The following is a 16,621-nucleotide window of genomic DNA, read 5'->3' on the forward strand; positions in this document are numbered from 1 at the left end:
TCTTTTTTGTACACTTTCGGCATCCAAAGGCGGGATTCAAGGAAAGTTCACAGCGAGGATGGCAAAACTGCTGTTAAAATCGATAAACTGAAAGATGAGGTTGTGGCTTTTTGTGATCATTTGTGGTGTTTCCACACAGAGGAGAGAAAAGGGGGATCCGGTGTGGATAAGATGATGGAGATGTTTTTGCATCCGGCCAACTACAGTATTTCACTGAACCTGTCGGTACTTCTCGTGATCGGGTTGTATCTGTTGTTCACCGGACCGTTGCGGAATCGTTTTCCCGATGCGGAACCACCGTCGATTCGCCAACTGTCTTATTTTCTGACTGGTGCGTTGATCTTTTATTTCTCCCTCGGAAGTCCCATGGAGATGATCGGCCATGAATTATTCAGCATCCATATGGTGCAGATGTCCCTGCTGTTTATTGTGATGCCTCCCTTCTTGCTGATGGGATTGCCCGGTTGGTTGGTGGCGCCGGTGTTTCGCTTGAAAGGGGTGGGAAAACTTGCAAAGATTTTGGTCCATCCTGTATTCTCGACGTTCTTTTTCAACGGCATGATTTGGCTGTATCACATTCCCTGGGTGTTTGACCGATTGATGGAGATCCCTGCGCTGCATACGGGAGCCCGCGCTCTCTTGCTGATCGGGGGAATGGCCATGTGGTTTTCGGTTCTCTGTCCGGTTCCGGAGATGGACAAGATGAGCGAGCTCAAAAAGATGGGCTATCTCTATGCCAACGGAATGCTCCTGACTCCGGCCTGCGTCATGATTGCCTTTTCCGATACGACATTCTTCGCCCTGTTCCATGAACAATCCCAGATGTTTCCGATTTTATCTCCATTGCATGACCAACAACTGGGTGGTGTTCTGATGAAGATCATCCAGGAAATCGTCTATGTAGCTGTGATTGTTTATATCTTCTTCTTCCAGTGGGTGCGGAAAGAGCGGGAAAAAGACCGTCGGGAAGCGGAGGAGTCCGCAGGGAACCACCCGGTTTCCCAGCCGGTTTCAGAATCCCTGTAAAATCAGACCCATCTGGGATCTCAATGAAAGAGATCCGGAATACTTTGGCCGGCAAGGGGTGATGATGGAAGATGTTACCCACTGAACGGCGGGAACGGCTCCGTGAGTTGATCCGAGAAGGACATCATGTGAAGATCTCGGATCTCAGCCGGGCGCTGGGGGTTTCGGAGATGACAATTTACCGGGATCTGAAGCCCATGCTGGAAGAAGGGTGGGTAAAGAAAACATACGGTGGGGTTACCTTGGTCAGAGAGAAGAGCCCGGCTGCAGATCCCAGCTGCGTATATTGTGGCCGGAAACCGGATTCGAGGTTGGCCTATCGTCTGGTTCTTCAAGACCAACAGACGGAGACTGCCTGTTGTTGTCATTGCGGATTGTTGCGTCACAGTCAGATGGAAGGTCAGGTGGTTCAGGCCATCTGCCAGGATTTTATCAATCAGCTCACCATCAGTGCCCTGAGGGCATGGTATGTACTGAATCCGGAGGTTTATGTCGGTTGTTGCCGGCCCCAAGTTCTTTCATTTGAACAACGGGAGGTCGCCGGCAGATTTGTCCGTGGATTCGGTGGAGCTCTTCTTTCTTTTCCAGAGGCGATCCAACAACTGACACAACTAATGGGACAGGAGAAGCACCGCGGCTGCGAACATTCTTGATTAAAAGGAGTGGGTCTGGATGAGTGCGAAAAATTGGATGATCGGGCTGCTTGCTCTGATGACAGCGGTGGGTTTGACTGCTTGTGGAACCACCCCTAAAAAGGAGACCCCGGAGAAGCAAGAGCAAAAAGCCCATGAGGAGGATCATCATGAGCATGAGGGAGATCAGGGGGATGCAGCCCAGGACTTGCCTCAGGTGGAGATGAATCTGCCCAAGGACGTACGGGCCGGTAAGGAAACCCGGATGGAAGTGAGGATCACCCATGAGGGAAAACCGGTCAACGATGCAGATGATGTGAAGTTTGAGATCTGGAAGAAGGGTGCCCCCAAAGATGAGCATGAGAAGATAGATGCCAAAAAGAGCGGGGACGGGGTTTATGGGATTGAAAAGACTTTTCCCGAGGCGGGTGAATATCAAGTGATGTATCATGTGACCGCCAGGGGTGGGCATGTGATGGAGCCGGCGGAAACACTTACGGTCGGGGAGTGATCCGGGATGAAGACTCTGCGCGTGAACGGGATCGCAGGGTCTTTGTTTTTGAGACAAGAGGAAAAGAAGGAATGAGTGGGATGAACAACAAAAAAATATAGGTAATTTCCGCAAGGCAACAAAGTGGGGAAAGAAGGGTGAGTGATGAAACCGGCGGACTGGTTTGCGTTTGTTTTGCTGAGTGCTCTGTGGGGGCCTCTTTTTTGTTCATACGGGTGGCTGCACCTGCTTTTGGCCCTGTGTTCCTGATGGATGTTCGGGTCTGGTTGGCGGGGTTGTCCATGCTTCTGTTTGCAACAATTACAGGGAAGCGGATCTCTTTCCGGGGCAGGGTCAAATCTTTTCTGCTCCTGAGAGCACTGAATGCCGGGGTTCCCTTTACGCTGATCGCAGAGGCGGAAATGGAGATTCCCGCTTCACTGACTGCGATGATCATTGGGACAACGCCGATGTTGACAGCGGTGGCTGCATCCTTTCTGGGGGAAGAAGGGATGACATTCCGGAAAACAGTCGCCCTGTTGGCCGGTTTGGCAGGGGTGGGTGTCCTGGTTGGGTGGACACCCATACCGCTGACCTCTGAGACCCTGTTGGCTGTGGGAGTTGCTTTCCTGGCGGCGTGTTGTTACGCTCTGGGTGGGATTTATGTTTCTAGAAAGTTTCAGGATTTTCCGGCGTTCACCATGGCTGTCGGCCAGCAGTTGGGGGCAGGGGTGATATTGTTGCCTTTGGCCCTGCTTCGTCTGCCAAGGGAGGCTCCGCCTGCGGAGGCGGTGTGGGCGTTGTTGGCCCTGGCCTTCTTCAGTACGGTTCTTGCCTATCTCTGTTATTTTCGCTTAATCCGGAATGCAGGTCCCACCACAACATTAAGTGTCAATTTTCTAATCCCCGTGTTCAGCTTGGCTGGAGGTGTCCTCTGGCTGGATGAAACAGTGAGTTGGGGAACTTGGGGCGGGTTGGCCCTGGTTTCTCTCAGTCTCTTTTTTGTAACCAAGGGTGGAAACGGCGGGAGGCGAAGAAGTGGCATGGAGAAGAGGCCTCTCCTGAGATAGAAAAAAGTCTGATCGTCAGTTTTACGGGCCTGGACGGGGGGATTCTCCGGCAAGTTCGACGTGTCAGTCCCAGGAGCGGCAACCTTAATCTGCCCGCAGTGTGAATCCCACGGCGGGGACTGAATCACATACATCAGACAGGTGTCCGTCGACTCAAAGTTCCGATGATAGCTAACGGGCCTAGATTCCAACCTGTATATAAAATTTTGGTAGAAAGATGCGTCGACAGAGATTGGGCCCGGAACGAAAAAAGCCCGGATGAGCATCCGGGATGGGGAAGCACTAATACAAATAGGGAATCAATTTCCAAGTTCGGGCCTGGTAATCCCGGTAAGCGAGGCCGAAAAAAATGACGAGAGCTTTCTCCTCCACTCGCATCCGGTAAGTATAGGCCATAAAAAAGCAGATGAGGTTGCCGGCAACGGCCAACCAGGAAGCTGTACTCAACGCAAATCCGAGAAAGGTTCCCAGTGTTCCCAGATATCCGGGATGCCGGATATATCGGTAACATCCGGTATTCACCACCCGATGCTGTGACTGAATCCCGATATTGCGGCTGAAAAAACGGCCCAGAGTCCGCATGGCCTTCGTCCGGAACCAGACACCCGCAATCCCCAGGGTGATGCCGGTGTAGAACAGGGGATGAGGGGTGAAGGGAGTTTGCCACTGGTCGAGAAGAATCACTGTGGGCAAAAGTGTCATACAAGCCAGCGCCGCAGCGAGAGCCAAGGTGGAAGAGCAATCTTTTTTTTGCTCTCCCTGGGGGGGTTTCCGGATCCCTTCCACCAGCAGGTAAAGTAAAACCGGGGTAAAAGCGAACCACATCATAGAACAACCGTCCTCCCAGGTTGGTAGGATATTCTATGGGATTCTTGGATCGGCAGAAACGGCGTTTGGCCTGAGAGTGGCTACGGGAAGAGAAACTGGGGGAGTGTTGGGGTGGGGGAGGATTTTGATGAGGGATGAAGAAAGGGATTCTGATTCGGATGGACAGGGGATGATTCCAATGCAAAAAAATGAGCCGAAACCCCATACAGTCATGGAAGCACTGGGGATCGAAACCGAGGAGTTGACGCCGGAACGTGTGGTGTTGAAGATGCCGGTGGATGGACGCCATCACCAACCCTTTGGGATTCTGCATGGAGGTGTCTCCGTCGTATTGGCGGAGACTGCCGCCAGTCTTGGGGCTTGGATGAACTGTGACCGGGAAAAGGAGACGACGGTGGGATTGGAGATTAACGCCAACCATATTCGTCCCAAGCGGGAAGGTATTGTCACCGCAGTGGCTGAACCCCTTCACAAGGGCAGGACCACTATGGTGTGGGAGATCCGGATTCGGGATGAGGAAGAGAGACTGATCTGTGTCTCCCGCTGTACCATGGCGGTGGTGCCTCTGAAAAAAGAGAAAGGAATGGTAGAGGAAAGATTTAGAGAAGGGAACAAATGATAAAAACCCCGGCCACCGGTCCTCCAGTGGCCGGGGTTTCCCTTTTTTTCGCGGATGTCATATCCAGGGAAGGTGGGTGGGGGGGTGCGGAGGATTACCGGGAATAACAGGGGCACTTTCCAGAGTATTCACTCCGCCACTTCCTATGGGTCTCACCGGAGTTGCCGGTATATTGCCGCCACCGCCTACCGGCCCCGTCGGTCTTCCGACCGGACCGAAGTGGGGATTTGGCTGAACCTGAACAGGCACCCAACACCAACAGGGTTGAAGAATCCAACAAGGAATCACTGTGAATTGCCCCTTTCTTCGTGGTTCCTATATCCTATGCACCGGCGGAATCATCGGCTATGCTGGGGAATGGATCAGGGGGAACCGTGTGATCCTCTGATCCCTCTTTCTCATCCGTTCCGATTGAATCCGAGGAACTCCATTTTTTAACTTTACCCTCCGGATATTTTTACTTTTCAAAATGTATACGCCCTCCGGGGCTCCGTTCTCTTTTTCGGGGAAGCATTGTCGTGTATTCTGTAAGATAGGAGTTAAAAGGGGGAGAAATCCATGACCAATCACCGAAAAGGAGTACCGGAAGAGGGAATTCACACGGATTTCAGCCAGGAGATGACCTACGGGGACTATCTTCATCTGGACCGGATCCTGAACAGTCAGCAACGTTTGTCGGGACACCACGATGAAATGCTGTTTATCATCATCCACCAGGTGAGTGAACTGTGGATGAAGCTGATTCTCCATGAGCTGGAGGCAGCCGTCACTTCCATCCAGAAAGACGACCTGGAGCCTGCTTTCAAGATGCTGGCACGGGTTTCGCGGATTCAGGAACAATTGATCCAATCCTGGGAGGTGTTGTCCACCCTCACCCCCTCGGAATATATGCAATTCAGGGGGAAGCTGGGCCATTCTTCCGGCTTTCAATCCTACCAGAACCGCCTGATTGAGTTTGCACTGGGTCATAAGAACCGGCGGGTGCTGGCAGTCTACCAACATGAGCCGAAGTTGTACCGACGACTGGAGAAAGCCCTGAATGAGCCCGGTATTTACGATGTGTCGATTCGGGCACTCGCGGCCCGGGGGCTCCATGTGGATGACTCATGTTTGAAGCGGGATTGGTCGGAGGATTACCGGTCCCATCCCAGTGTGGAGGCGGCTTGGCTGGCGGTGTACCGGGATGTGGAGAAGTATTGGGATCTGTATGAGCTGGCGGAAAAGCTGATGGATATCGAGGATCGGCAACAGCAGTGGCGATACAACCATATGAAAACTGTAGAACGGATCATCGGTCACAAACAGGGGACCGGGGGCTCCGCGGGTGTCAGCTATTTGAAGCGGGTGCTGGATCACCACTTCTTTCCGGAACTGTGGAGTCTTCGCACACAGCTGTAAATGGCCGACCCAGTCAGGAGGGATCGTAAATGGAATTCATATTTGACACATCGCGGGAGACGGCGGAGAAGCTGGACCGGGCAGATGGACTGGCGCGGTTTCGTGAGGAGTTTTACCTTCAAAAGGGAAGGATCTATCTCGATGGAAACTCCCTTGGTCTGTTGTCCCGCCGGGCGGAACAGAGTCTGTTGTCTATCCTGGACAGCTGGAGGGAGTATGGGATCGACGGTTGGACGGAGGGATCCCATCCATGGTTTTATCTGTCCGAAGAGCTGGGGAAAAAAAGTGCTCCCCTGGTGGGGGCCGAACCGGAAGAAGTGATCGTGACCGGCTCCACCACGGTCAATCTCCACCAACTTCTGGCCACATTTTATCGCCCGGAAGGGAAACGGACGAAAATCCTGGCTGACGCTCTCACCTTTCCTTCAGATATCTACGCCATGCAGAGTCAGCTTCGGCTTCACGGACTAAATCCGGAGCAACACCTGATCCGGGTGGAGGGCCGGGACGGGCAAACTCTGGAGGAGGAAGACCTGATCGCTGCCATGACTGATGAGGTGGCCATCATCATCCTTCCTTCGGTATTGTATCGAAGCGGGCAAATCCTGGATATGAAGCGGTTGACGGCGGCGGCCCGGGAGCGCGGGATCCCCATCGGCTTTGACCTGTGCCACTCCATCGGGGTGATCCCCCATCAGTTGCATGAGTGGGGCGCCGATTTTGCCTTTTGGTGCAACTACAAGTACCTGAACGCCGGTCCCGGCGGGGTGGGGGGCTTGTTTGTCCACGAGAAGCACTTTGGGCTTATGCCCGGTCTGGCCGGCTGGTTCAGCTCGGACAAATCGGTTCAATTTGACATGAAACATCAACTGACGCCGGCGACAGATGCGGGTGCTTATCAGATCGGGACGCCACACCTTCTCAGTCTGGCTCCCCTGATCGGTTCCCTGGAGATATTTGAGGAGGCGGGGATCAGGTCAATCCGGGAGAAATCCCTTCGTCAGACCCACTATCTGATGGAGATGGTGGAGCAGGAGTTGGCCGGGATGGGCTTTTCCATCGGAAATCCTCGGGAAGATCACCGTCGGGGCGGCCACGTTTGTCTGGTCCATCCGGAGGCGGTCCGGATCTGCAAGTCCCTGAAGGAGAAGGGAGTTATCCCCGACTTCCGGGCCCCCGATGTGATCCGTTTGGCTCCGGTGGCTCTGTATACCGCTTATACTGATATATGGGAGGCGGTGCAACGGTTGAAGCGGATCATGGAAGAGAAGGATTACGAGCGACACGAGAAAAAAAGGGGGGTGGTCGCGTGACCGGCTGGATCGATATTTCTCAGAGATTGGAAGAGGGGATCCCGGTTTGGCCAGGGGATACTCCCTTTTCCTATCGGTTGACCTGGAGCAAGGAGGAGTCCGGTTCCGTCAATGTGGGGCAGATCACCATGAGCACCCATACCGGCACCCATATCGACGCTCCTTTCCATTTTGATGAGGAGGGCAAGCGGGTGATTGACCTCGATCTCGACCTGTACATCGGGCGGGCCCGGGTTCTTTGTCTGCCTCATCCGAAGCAGATCGGGATCGAGGAACTGCAGTCGGAAAAACTGGAAGGGGTCACCCGGCTTCTCATCCGAACGGATACCTGGTCCGACCGATCCGCCTTTCCCGGCTCCATTCCGCCGGTCGCTCCGGACGTGGCCCCTTTTTTGGCAGAGAAAGGTATCCGACTCCTGGGACTGGACCTCCCCTCGGTGGATCCTCTGGACAGCAAAGAACTTCCCGCCCATCATGCTCTCGCCCGCCATGGGATTCACATCCTGGAAGGGGCTGTGTTGGATGGGGTGGAACCTGGAGACTATCAGTTGGTCGCTCTCCCTCTTCCTTTGACTCAGGCCGATGGCAGCCCGGTCCGGGCGGTGTTGAAGCGGTTGGAGTGAGAGGGAGCGGGGAGTGAACCCGGCCTTTACCACACAATAAATATCCCCGCCTTCTGAAAGGCGGGGTTTCTTTATGATGGATTCCACCGGGGCGACTACAGTTCGGGTAAGAAGCAAAATGGCGGAACAATACAATGGTCACAAAAGTACATTGGCACACATAGTAATATTGCATAACATGTATCCTGGAAGGAGGGTTACTGTGGGAACCACTATTTCGACAGACCTGATTCGCGGTCATACCGATACGATCATTTTGAATGTGTTGCGCCAGGGTGACAGCTATGGATACGAGATATACAAAAAAATCGTGGAACTGAGCGGCAAGCAGTATGAATTGAAAGAACCCACCTTGTACACCGCTTTTCGTCGTTTGGAGAAAGAAGGCTATATCTTCTCCTACTGGGGTGATGAAACCCAAGGCGGCAGACGCAAATATTACCGGATCACCCCCGAGGGAAAAGGCCACTATGAACAACGCATCAAAGATTGGAACTTTGCCAGGGAAGTGCTGGATAAACTGGTTAAAGGAGAGCTGGATCATGCAGAAGAATAAGAAAGCGCTGGATGAGAAAATTGAACGGTACTTAAAAGATCTTTTTGCTGGAGTGGGGCAAAGTCAACAGCTGTTCGACCTGAAGGAAGAGCTGTCCACCAACCTGAAAGAAAAAATTGCCGATTATCAATCCCGGGGACTGGCCGATGAGCAGGCATTCAAAGAAGCTGTCATTTCCATGGGAGATTTGAGCGGGTTGGTGGAAGATCTGCGAGCTGGGACAGGATACGGCCAAACAATCGGTTTATTCCTCGATGGCAAACCGGATTTCCACCGCCGGCACCATAGCCGGGGTGTTACTGATCCTGTTCGGAGGGTTCACGATCCCCATGCTGTATTTCATGGGTCTCTCTTCCGTGAATGTGGTGAGCCCCGGCATCTTCATCGGTCGCGGCCGGGCCGTTATTGACTTACAGTCTATTGACCAGAGAAACGCACAAAAAATATGGAATGAATAAAATTCGTGCTGCCCTCTATGCAGTGTCGGCAGGGGTGATTTTGTTCGCTCTCTTCTCAGGGATCATCACCTATTTCGCCACTGGTGAATTGTATACAGGGATTTCTGCATCGATGGTGTTTTCCTTGGTGGGTGTCGGATTGTTCTTGGGTTTGATCCTGACCGGGACGGATCGCCGGAAGAACAGCAGCAATCGCAGGTGAAAAAAGTGAATGGGGAACCACTCCGGGAGCAGGATTGCTTCAGGTGGGGGCGTCCGGGAAGGTGGGGGCGACTTAGGCAGCAGGAACCCTTCGCTGAAGACAAGGGTGACTATGGCGACGTGGAATCGTCAGGGTGGCTGGTGGTAACCTCTGCCCTGATAAAGTGGATGAGTAAAAGGGGGAAAAGGGAGTGATACTGGAAGCGGAGGTGAACAACTTGGCACGGAATAAACGAAACATCAGTGAAAAAGATCCCCGCTTCGCTCCGGATCTCACCGATCAAGCGATTAAGGCCGAAGCGACAGAGGAGGAGATCAGACAGGGTGAGTATACCCAAGTGACCAGACTGGAACCGGCCCCCGACAGGGCCGGTGAAGACTAGAAGTGTTGTGAAAAAGTCGTCATACCCACAGGGCACAAGTCGTGCCAGGGTCGCTTTGCTCCTTGGTCTCGCTGTGCAGGGAGGGTTGGGTTTCACATGAAGTGTCTTTGGATCATCAGAACTTTGGCGCCGGAATGTGAAACCCAATCCCGACCTCAAGAGCGGACCAGTGTTTTCCGGTGAAGCGACAAGTCATAAGCTAGCGAGACCGGGAACTTATTGACCGGGACGATACAGTACATCGGAGACAGTATCTCCAGTCCACCGATTACGCGTGATTTGGGGACATGAAGAAGGTTGGGTATAAAGAAACTCCCCGCCGTATGGCGGGGAGTTTCTTTATGATGACTGGCTTTGTTTGGATTCCACCGACGATTCCGGTTGGTACTCATTCTCCCAGAAGTCGGCGTTGGCGATCCCGGCTTTCACCGGGTCGAATACCGGGTCTTTTCCTTCTTTTCTCTGCCGTTCATAATCCTTCAATACTCGAAGTGCCGGCTTGGTAAGGAGAAGGATCGCGATAATATTCAACCAGGCCATACTGCCCACTCCGATATCTCCCAAGGTCCAGGCGAGCTCTGCATTTTTGATACAACCGTATAACACGACCGCCAGGATCCCGAATTTCAATAAATATTCCGACCAGACTCTTTTGGTTTTGCGGTTAATATATGCCAGGTTGGTCTCCGCCATGTAGTAGTAGGCCATGATGGTGGTAAAAGCGAAAAATAACAAGGCAATGGCGACAAAGGGGGCACCGAAGCCGGGCAGAGAGGATTCGACAGCAGCTTGTGTGAAAATGGGTCCCGCTTCCACTTTGCCCAGATTGTTTACGATCATTTGATCGGATCCTTCCGGTTGCACATTATACATACCGGTGATCAGAATCATGAAAGCGGTTGCGGTGCAAACAAACAGCGTGTCAATATAGACGGAAAAAGACTGAACCAGCCCTTGTTTCGCAGGATGTGAGACTTCCGCAGCCGCGGCGGCATGGGGGGCTGTGCCTTGTCCGGCTTCGTTGGAATAGATTCCGCGCTTGACTCCCCATGCAATCGCGGCTCCGAGGATTCCGCCAAATGCGGCATCGGCACCAAATGCACTCTTGAAAATCAGTTTAAGCACATGGGGCAGTTCGGAGATATTTAAAATGATCAACAGAAGCGCCACCAATATATACCCCAGTGCCATAAAGGGAACAACGACTTGGGCCACTTTGGCAATTCGTTTGACACCGCCAAAAATAATGGTTCCCAAAACGATGATCAGTGCGATCCCAGTAATGAGCGGCGAAAGCCCAAATGCATTGTTCATGGCGGAAGCGATGCTGTTCGCCTGTACACCGGGCAAAAACAGGCCGGTGGCGACCACCGTGACGATTGCAAACAACACGGCATACCACTTCAGCTTGAGTCCTTTTTCAATGTAGTAGGCGGGTCCTCCCCGGTATTGGCCGTCCAGTTTGGATTTATATACTTGCCCCAGTGTGGCTTCCACAAATCCGGAGCTGGCCCCCAAAAAGGCAATCACCCACATCCAGAAGACCGCCCCGGGCCCCCCGTAGAAAATCGCGGTGGCCACACCTGCGATATTCCCGGTTCCCACCCGGCCGGACAGTGCCATGGATAATGCCTGGAAAGAGGAGACCCCGGCTGTGGAGCTTTTGCCCTGGAACATTAAAAGGACCATATCCTTGAGGTGACGTAGCTGTAAGAAACGGGTGGCCAAGGTAAAAAACAATCCCGTCCCCAAACAGAGATAGACCAGTGCATCACTCCAAATAATATCGTTCAACCAACTTACAAATAACTCCAACAAAATCCCCCCTTGGAAAACATAAGATAATTTAATTATAAAATATGCTGTCTCTTCCCACAACTCAGTAGTATAAGTTTGGTTAAGGTAAAAGATGGAATATAGGCGATTTGGGGTAGATCCTGCCGTTACCTCTATGAACACTCTCGTCTATTCCCAAGGCGATCCGCTTTGATATCCCCATCGCTGGTAAAACCGCTGACAAAGGACATTGTGTGCTCAACGCTCTGGATGGTCAATAAAGCCCCCTGTACCCGTAAAATGTGCAATGACAAGTGTGTTGATTAGCCATATTTTAGGTAGGAAATGGGGTCGGGATGGTGGGGGGTTGCAAGAGATCGTAGCGGTCCCACCATCCCCGTCCCCACAAACAATATTTTATGATTCGGGCAAGGGGAAAAGCGAAAGGTCAGTTTTGTTTCCATCACCCATTTCCTGGTTAATCAACAGCTCTGGTGCAATGAAAAAAATCACCAGCTCTGTACTAAGGAGCCGGTGATTTTTCCTGCTGTGTTTGAGACCTGCCGTCTTTGAGTTGAATCCTCACACCCATTTGATCCGGAATTTCCGATTGCTACAGATCCATGGAAGCAATGGGCGATCTTGAGGGAGGACGTGCCCCAGGACATTGACCCGTTCGTCTGCATCCAAATCGGTGAGTGTGATCTGGATTTCCCCCTGATATCGCAAATAGTTTTCATTATCCATGGTAATCGTGCCAACAGGGCGCGCCACACAATTTTGAGGTTGGATGGATGGGTGTCCGACTGCAGCATAGCTCCTTGATTCCACGGACCGAATGACGTCACGGGCATGATCTGCCCTGTTCGTATGCAAACCGCTGGCTTTTTCAATTTGCTCGTTAATCGCTTTTTCACTTCGCCTGGCCCGAAGCAAAATTTCACCTTGCTGATACGATACGAACTGGTCCACTGATGATTCACTGATGCGTACGTCCCCAATGACCACCTTGTCCACCAGTCCCATCTCTTTCATTTCAAGGAAAGCGGCGAAAGGAGACAACCCGCGATGTTTCTCCAGCGTCGGAAGTTTTGCAAAAAGTGGTCCTCTTAAAGATTTGTCCCCCGGGACAAATGCCACGACAGACAAGCCTTCTTCCTTCAGCCACCTGTTACGCATCACAAAATGGGATTTCCCCAGTCCGGTTTCCGGTCGTGGATAAAAATTGTGCCAAACCTCTGTATTCTCCAGATTTAATCCATGATATTTCAGATTTTCCAATTCTTCTTTTGTGAGGGTACTCGCATTCAAGGCAATTTTTAGTTTGTGGGAAAGTGCCGCCACTCTTTTTTCGTCCACTCCATAGTCGATCCGCAAACCCGTCAGACCCCAGGCGCGGAGAACATCCGCATCACACCAGCTGAGCCCGAGAGTTTTTAGGGAAGCAGGGGAGATATCCGCCATCAGTTCCATATCCAGTGCAGATGCGATCCTTCCCAGTTGAGTGAGTTGCTCCTTGTACAAGGTTGAATGATCTTCCGGAATATGGAGTGATGTAAAGATGGATTGAAATCCGTTCCGGTTCATGTTTTGAATATAGGCTTCCTGGTCTGTGATGGACTGGTTTCCCAAATAAATCGATATCCCCAGCATGATGGATCCTCCTTTTGGCAACGAAAGGGCGTCTGACCTGATCTGAAGAAATAACCGGATTCCGGATGTAGGGTTGTCCTGAATTTTTTTTAAAAGGGGAGTTATTGTATGCCATCAAATATCTTTTGCCATTTCCTCTTTGAACCCGAACAGGTACGTAAACAAGAAGCCTCCTGCATAGCCAACCACCAGTCCCAGGAAATACAGAAGATATTTTCCGTCATCTATGAGTGGAATCAGAGACAATCCGGATACTCCGATCCCTTTGGCGGCGGTTGCCATTACTGCTTGGAACGCACCACCGAGTGCTCCCCCCATACAGGCAGTAACAAAGGGACGACCCAATGGCAGAGTGACCCCATAGAGCAACGGTTCACCGATCCCGAGAAACCCAACGGGAAGTGCACCTTTGATGATGTTTTTCAAACGCTGGTTTTTTGTCTTTACATAGATCGCCATTGCGGCACCCACCTGACCTGCACCAGCCATGGCGAGAATAGTCAGCAGGGCTGTATTTCCGTAGGTATTGATCAATTCAAGGTGAATGGGTGTTAAACCGTGGTGAAGACCCACCATGACCAGGGGTAAAAAGAAACCAGCCAAAACTGCACCTGCGATGACGCCACCCATTTGGATCAAGGAGGTCAGACCTTGCGTGATTCCATCCGATAATACACCGGCAACCGGCATCACAACGAACAAGGAAACAATACCTACGATCAATAATGTAATCAAAGGTGTAAAGATGATATCCACTGCGCCGGGAATTACTTTTCGAACCCGCTTTTCAACAAAGGTCATCAGCCAGGCGGCAAAAATAACTCCAAATAATCCTCCACGACCCACTACTAATTCTTCGCCGAAAACCGCAATATTCTGCAACGCCGGGTTAAACAGGATCATCCCGGCGATCGCACCAAGGACAGGGGTTCCTCCAAATTCCTTTGCCGTATTCCATCCGACCAAAATCGCCAAAAAGGTAAATAAGCTGCTGCCGAGCAAGAGCAGTATTTTCATCCAGGTTTCTTCATTGCTTACCCCCGCATTGACCGCAAAGTTGGAAGCACCATTTATAATTCCTGAAGCAACCAGACCAGGAATCAGCGGGATAAATATATTTCCTAAGCGACGCAAAAAGTTCTTGAATGGCGTTCTGTTTTTTTGTTTGATCGCTTCCTTGTTCCGAGCTGCTTTTTCCTCAAACGTCATATTGTCAACTTCCGGTTCTGCTTCTTCTCCAATTGCCAATCCAGTAAGACGGCTCATTTCATCGGCCACCTTGTTCACGGTTCCGGGACCGATCACAAGTTGCAACGTCTCATCATCCACGACTCCCATGACACCCTCCACTTTTTTGAGCGCATCATGATTCACCTTGCTGTCTTCCTTCAAGGAGAGTCTGAGTCGTGTCATGCAAAAGGCCATGCGGCGGATATTCTCCTTTCCACCCACATGAACCAAAATGTCCCTGGCCATCCTTTGTTCTTTTTTCATGTCCAAACCTCCCCATTCATTTTTTATCCTTCATCCGGCATCAGATTCAGTGACGGCAATCACCCCCTTAATCGGATAGAGCTTCACGTACGAATCCATTGCTTCTCTTGATTTTTTCGGCTGCTTCTTTTTTCGGGCAATCGAGCAAAAGCATGACAATGGCTGTCTTTACTTGATGATCGGCTTTTTCAAAATAGGTGCTGGCTGTTTTATAATCCACACCGGTAGCTTCCATGATGATGCGCTTGGATCTTTCTTTCAATTTATTGTTGGTTGGTTGTACATCCACCATCAGATTTTGATACACCTTTCCGATTCCCACCATGGCAGCAGTCGAAATCATATTCAGCACCATTTTTTGTGCTGTTCCGGCTTTTAGTCTGGTTGAACCAGTCAATACTTCAGGGCCTGTTTCCACCTCGATGGCAATATCACTGTAGGCACTTATTTCCGAACCGAGGTTACAGGAAATGCTTACGGTGGTGGCACCTTGGGATTTGGCGTATGCCAGCGCTCCTATGACATATGGCGTCCGTCCACTTGCGGCAAGCCCTATGACCGTATCTCTTTCCGAAAGATGTATCCTCGCTAAATCCATTTTACCAAGCTCTTCATCGTCTTCTGCACCTTCCACAGCATTCGTAAGCGCTTCCAATCCACCGGCAATGATTCCCCTCACCATTTCCGGGGAGGCACTGAACGTAGGAACACATTCCACTGCATCCAATATACCTAGTCGTCCACTCGTGCCCGCACCGATATAGATTAACCGGCCCTGATTCCGGAATGATTCCATCACCCGATCAACAGCGATCTCAATATGGGGTAATTGGGTTAAAATCGCTTGGGGTACCCGTTGATCTTCTTCGTTCATGACTTGCAAAATTCCCCTCGTGGACATCTGATCCAGTGCCATGGTTTTTCGGTTTCTTGTTTCTGTTCCCAATTTTTCTAACACGGATTCAAACTCCTTTCTTGCTATCCCTTTTGATTATAACGAGGTACGAAATTAAAAGTCAATGAACGACCCTTTTTTACCGAAATAAAATTTCATTTGAATCAAACCAGTGCTTATTCAGAGAATTCCCTGTTTTTCAGCAAGGAGGGGACAGGATGGTGGGACGGCTCCGATCTCTTGCAATGAATCAACTCCCCACCCTCCCTCTGTTGTTCTCACAACGCGTCTCACATTCCTTCGGAAACTTGAATTACCAGACACGCACTAAATCACAATGCTTCTAGCGGCGCAGCTTCACCACCTCCTCTCTCGCTTCCTGATATTGTTCCAGTACATGTTTGCCAATGGTATTGAAGAGACTGATATATAACGTATCGATCACGGTCAACTGCGTCATTCTTGATGTAATGCTACCGGAACGGAAATCCTTTTCCACCGTTGGGGTTGCCAGCCGGATATCCGCTTGCTTATACAGCGGTGATTTATTAATATTGGTGATTGCAATCACTGTTGCTCCTTTCTTTTTGGCAAAACGAACCAATTCCATGACATCCTTCGTTTTTCCAGACATGCTGATGGCGACAAATACATCCTTTTCACTCAAATAAGGTATCAAGGACAGCATGTAGTGAAAATCATGGTTGAATTCGGTCTGAAAACCCAGTTTCGTAAATTTGTACAAACCGTCCACCGCAGCAATAGCTGAACCGCCAACACCGAAGAATAATACTCTTCTTGCCTCTTTTAACACATTTACTGCCCGTTCCAGTTCCTTTTTATCGAGAGAACTGGCCAACAGCTCAATCGCTCTTTTGTTCACGTGAACAACTTTCTGGAATAAGTCATATGGAGAATCCTTCTTGTGAACGATTGAGAAATCGGAGATATACTCTTTATCCGCAACGGCCAATTCCTGTGCCAGAGCAATTTTGAATGCCTTGAAGCTGCCGATTCCGATCGATTTGGAAAAGCGAATCACCGAGGCTTCACTGACTTCAGCCTTTTCTGCCAATTCTTTGGTTGTCATGTTCGGGATCAGTTCGGCATGATTTAAAATATACCGGGCAATTTTCTCTTCCGCTTTGGAAAACTTCCCCAATCCGCTGTTGATTCTCGTCAACATCATGGATCCCTCCTTCACTC

At 50.9% G+C, this 16,621-nt stretch carries 18 protein-coding genes; 12 read left to right on the forward strand and 6 right to left on the reverse strand.

What is annotated here, in order from left to right:
• The first annotated feature begins 171 nt into the window (after positions 1–171).
• The 4 genes from IEV46_RS01700 to IEV46_RS01715 all read left to right on the forward strand — a co-directional run bounded on the left by IEV46_RS01700 (position 172) and on the right by IEV46_RS01715 (position 3,218).
• Positions 172–1,026 carry a cytochrome c oxidase assembly protein gene (locus IEV46_RS01700; RefSeq protein ID WP_229735861.1) on the forward strand — a complete coding sequence of 285 codons (855 nt, stop codon included), beginning with the start codon at positions 172–174 and terminating at the stop codon, positions 1,024–1,026.
• Positions 1,027–1,097: 71 nt separating this feature from the next.
• Positions 1,098–1,679, forward strand: coding sequence for a DeoR family transcriptional regulator (locus IEV46_RS01705; RefSeq protein WP_188429145.1), 582 nt, complete (start codon positions 1,098–1,100; stop codon positions 1,677–1,679).
• Positions 1,680–1,698: 19 nt separating this feature from the next.
• Positions 1,699–2,169, forward strand: a complete 471-nt coding sequence (locus tag IEV46_RS01710) for a FixH family protein (RefSeq protein ID WP_188429147.1) — start codon at positions 1,699–1,701, stop codon at positions 2,167–2,169.
• Between the two features lie 137 nt (positions 2,170–2,306).
• The gene (locus IEV46_RS01715) at positions 2,307–3,218 is read left to right on the forward strand and encodes a DMT family transporter (protein WP_188429148.1); all 912 of its coding nucleotides are present in this window, start codon (positions 2,307–2,309) and stop codon (positions 3,216–3,218) included.
• Positions 3,219–3,500: 282 nt separating this feature from the next.
• Here the strand turns inward: IEV46_RS01715 and IEV46_RS01720 are convergent, their stop codons facing one another.
• Positions 3,501–4,046, reverse strand: a complete 546-nt coding sequence (locus tag IEV46_RS01720) for a methyltransferase family protein (RefSeq protein WP_188429150.1) — start codon at positions 4,044–4,046, stop codon at positions 3,501–3,503.
• 178 nt (positions 4,047–4,224) lie between these two features.
• Here IEV46_RS01720 and IEV46_RS01725 point away from each other — a divergent pair, with 178 nt between their 5' ends.
• The 8 genes from IEV46_RS01725 (at position 4,225) to IEV46_RS01755 (ending at position 9,597) form a co-directional block, all read left to right on the forward strand.
• Positions 4,225–4,665: a hotdog fold thioesterase gene (locus tag IEV46_RS01725; protein WP_188429152.1), complete on the forward strand. Its 441-nt coding sequence runs from the start codon at positions 4,225–4,227 to the stop codon at positions 4,663–4,665.
• Between the two features lie 558 nt (positions 4,666–5,223).
• Positions 5,224–6,063, forward strand: coding sequence for a tryptophan 2,3-dioxygenase (gene kynA / locus IEV46_RS01730; protein WP_188429154.1), 840 nt, complete (start codon positions 5,224–5,226; stop codon positions 6,061–6,063).
• A gap of 29 nt (positions 6,064–6,092) precedes the next feature.
• Positions 6,093–7,376, forward strand: a complete 1,284-nt coding sequence (gene kynU, locus IEV46_RS01735; protein WP_188429156.1) for a kynureninase — start codon at positions 6,093–6,095, stop codon at positions 7,374–7,376.
• Positions 7,373–7,999: an arylformamidase gene (gene kynB, locus IEV46_RS01740; protein WP_188429158.1), complete on the forward strand. Its 627-nt coding sequence runs from the start codon at positions 7,373–7,375 to the stop codon at positions 7,997–7,999. Before kynU ends, kynB begins: the two co-directional genes overlap by 4 nt.
• 178 nt (positions 8,000–8,177) lie before the next feature.
• Positions 8,178–8,555 (forward strand): PadR family transcriptional regulator, encoded by a 378-nt coding sequence (locus IEV46_RS01745; RefSeq protein ID WP_229735865.1) that lies wholly within the window; start codon positions 8,178–8,180, stop codon positions 8,553–8,555.
• Positions 8,542–8,964, forward strand: a complete 423-nt coding sequence (locus IEV46_RS17940; RefSeq protein WP_229735817.1) for a permease prefix domain 1-containing protein — start codon at positions 8,542–8,544, stop codon at positions 8,962–8,964. The genes IEV46_RS01745 and IEV46_RS17940 overlap by 14 nt, the downstream gene beginning before the upstream one ends.
• Before the next feature lie 41 nt (positions 8,965–9,005).
• Positions 9,006–9,215, forward strand: coding sequence for a hypothetical protein (locus tag IEV46_RS17945; protein ID WP_229735819.1), 210 nt, complete (start codon positions 9,006–9,008; stop codon positions 9,213–9,215).
• Positions 9,216–9,405: 190 nt separating this feature from the next.
• The gene (locus IEV46_RS01755) at positions 9,406–9,597 is read left to right on the forward strand and encodes a hypothetical protein (RefSeq protein ID WP_188429562.1); all 192 of its coding nucleotides are present in this window, start codon (positions 9,406–9,408) and stop codon (positions 9,595–9,597) included.
• Between the two features lie 339 nt (positions 9,598–9,936).
• On the opposite strand, the gene IEV46_RS01760 is transcribed toward IEV46_RS01755, so the two are convergent.
• From IEV46_RS01760 to IEV46_RS01780, 5 genes are all read right to left on the reverse strand, one after another.
• Complete coding sequence (locus IEV46_RS01760; protein ID WP_188429162.1) at positions 9,937–11,415, reverse strand: alanine/glycine:cation symporter family protein; 1,479 nt, start codon at positions 11,413–11,415, stop codon at positions 9,937–9,939.
• 540 nt (positions 11,416–11,955) lie between these two features.
• Positions 11,956–13,026 (reverse strand): DUF871 domain-containing protein, encoded by a 1,071-nt coding sequence (locus IEV46_RS01765; protein ID WP_188429164.1) that lies wholly within the window; start codon positions 13,024–13,026, stop codon positions 11,956–11,958.
• Between the two features lie 114 nt (positions 13,027–13,140).
• Positions 13,141–14,520, reverse strand: a complete 1,380-nt coding sequence (locus IEV46_RS01770; protein WP_188429166.1) for a PTS transporter subunit EIIC — start codon at positions 14,518–14,520, stop codon at positions 13,141–13,143.
• 67 nt (positions 14,521–14,587) lie between these two features.
• Positions 14,588–15,478, reverse strand: a complete 891-nt coding sequence (murQ, locus tag IEV46_RS01775; protein WP_188429168.1) for an N-acetylmuramic acid 6-phosphate etherase — start codon at positions 15,476–15,478, stop codon at positions 14,588–14,590.
• A 280-nt stretch (positions 15,479–15,758) separates the two neighbouring features.
• Positions 15,759–16,601, reverse strand: a complete 843-nt coding sequence (locus tag IEV46_RS01780) for a MurR/RpiR family transcriptional regulator (RefSeq protein ID WP_229735822.1) — start codon at positions 16,599–16,601, stop codon at positions 15,759–15,761.
• Positions 16,602–16,621 lie beyond the last annotated feature (20 nt).

This window comes from Kroppenstedtia guangzhouensis, from assembly GCF_014637345.1.
Lineage (GTDB): Bacteria > Bacillota > Bacilli > Thermoactinomycetales > DSM-45169 > Kroppenstedtia > Kroppenstedtia guangzhouensis.

Coding starts and splice junctions, on each gene's coding strand:
- IEV46_RS01700 (WP_229735861.1), top strand. CDS start 172: ATGATGGAGATGTTTTTGCATCCGGCCAACTACAGTATTTCACTGAAC.
- IEV46_RS01705 (WP_188429145.1), top strand. CDS start 1,098: ATGTTACCCACTGAACGGCGGGAACGGCTCCGTGAGTTGATCCGAGAA.
- IEV46_RS01710 (WP_188429147.1), top strand. CDS start 1,699: ATGAGTGCGAAAAATTGGATGATCGGGCTGCTTGCTCTGATGACAGCG.
- IEV46_RS01720 (WP_188429150.1), bottom strand. CDS start 4,046: ATGATGTGGTTCGCTTTTACCCCGGTTTTACTTTACCTGCTGGTGGAA.
- IEV46_RS01725 (WP_188429152.1), top strand. CDS start 4,225: ATGCAAAAAAATGAGCCGAAACCCCATACAGTCATGGAAGCACTGGGG.
- kynA (WP_188429154.1), top strand. CDS start 5,224: ATGACCAATCACCGAAAAGGAGTACCGGAAGAGGGAATTCACACGGAT.
- kynU (WP_188429156.1), top strand. CDS start 6,093: ATGGAATTCATATTTGACACATCGCGGGAGACGGCGGAGAAGCTGGAC.
- IEV46_RS01745 (WP_229735865.1), top strand. CDS start 8,178: ATGTATCCTGGAAGGAGGGTTACTGTGGGAACCACTATTTCGACAGAC.
- IEV46_RS17940 (WP_229735817.1), top strand. CDS start 8,542: ATGCAGAAGAATAAGAAAGCGCTGGATGAGAAAATTGAACGGTACTTA.
- IEV46_RS17945 (WP_229735819.1), top strand. CDS start 9,006: ATGAATAAAATTCGTGCTGCCCTCTATGCAGTGTCGGCAGGGGTGATT.
- IEV46_RS01765 (WP_188429164.1), bottom strand. CDS start 13,026: ATGCTGGGGATATCGATTTATTTGGGAAACCAGTCCATCACAGACCAG.
- IEV46_RS01770 (WP_188429166.1), bottom strand. CDS start 14,520: ATGAAAAAAGAACAAAGGATGGCCAGGGACATTTTGGTTCATGTGGGT.
- IEV46_RS01780 (WP_229735822.1), bottom strand. CDS start 16,601: ATGTTGACGAGAATCAACAGCGGATTGGGGAAGTTTTCCAAAGCGGAA.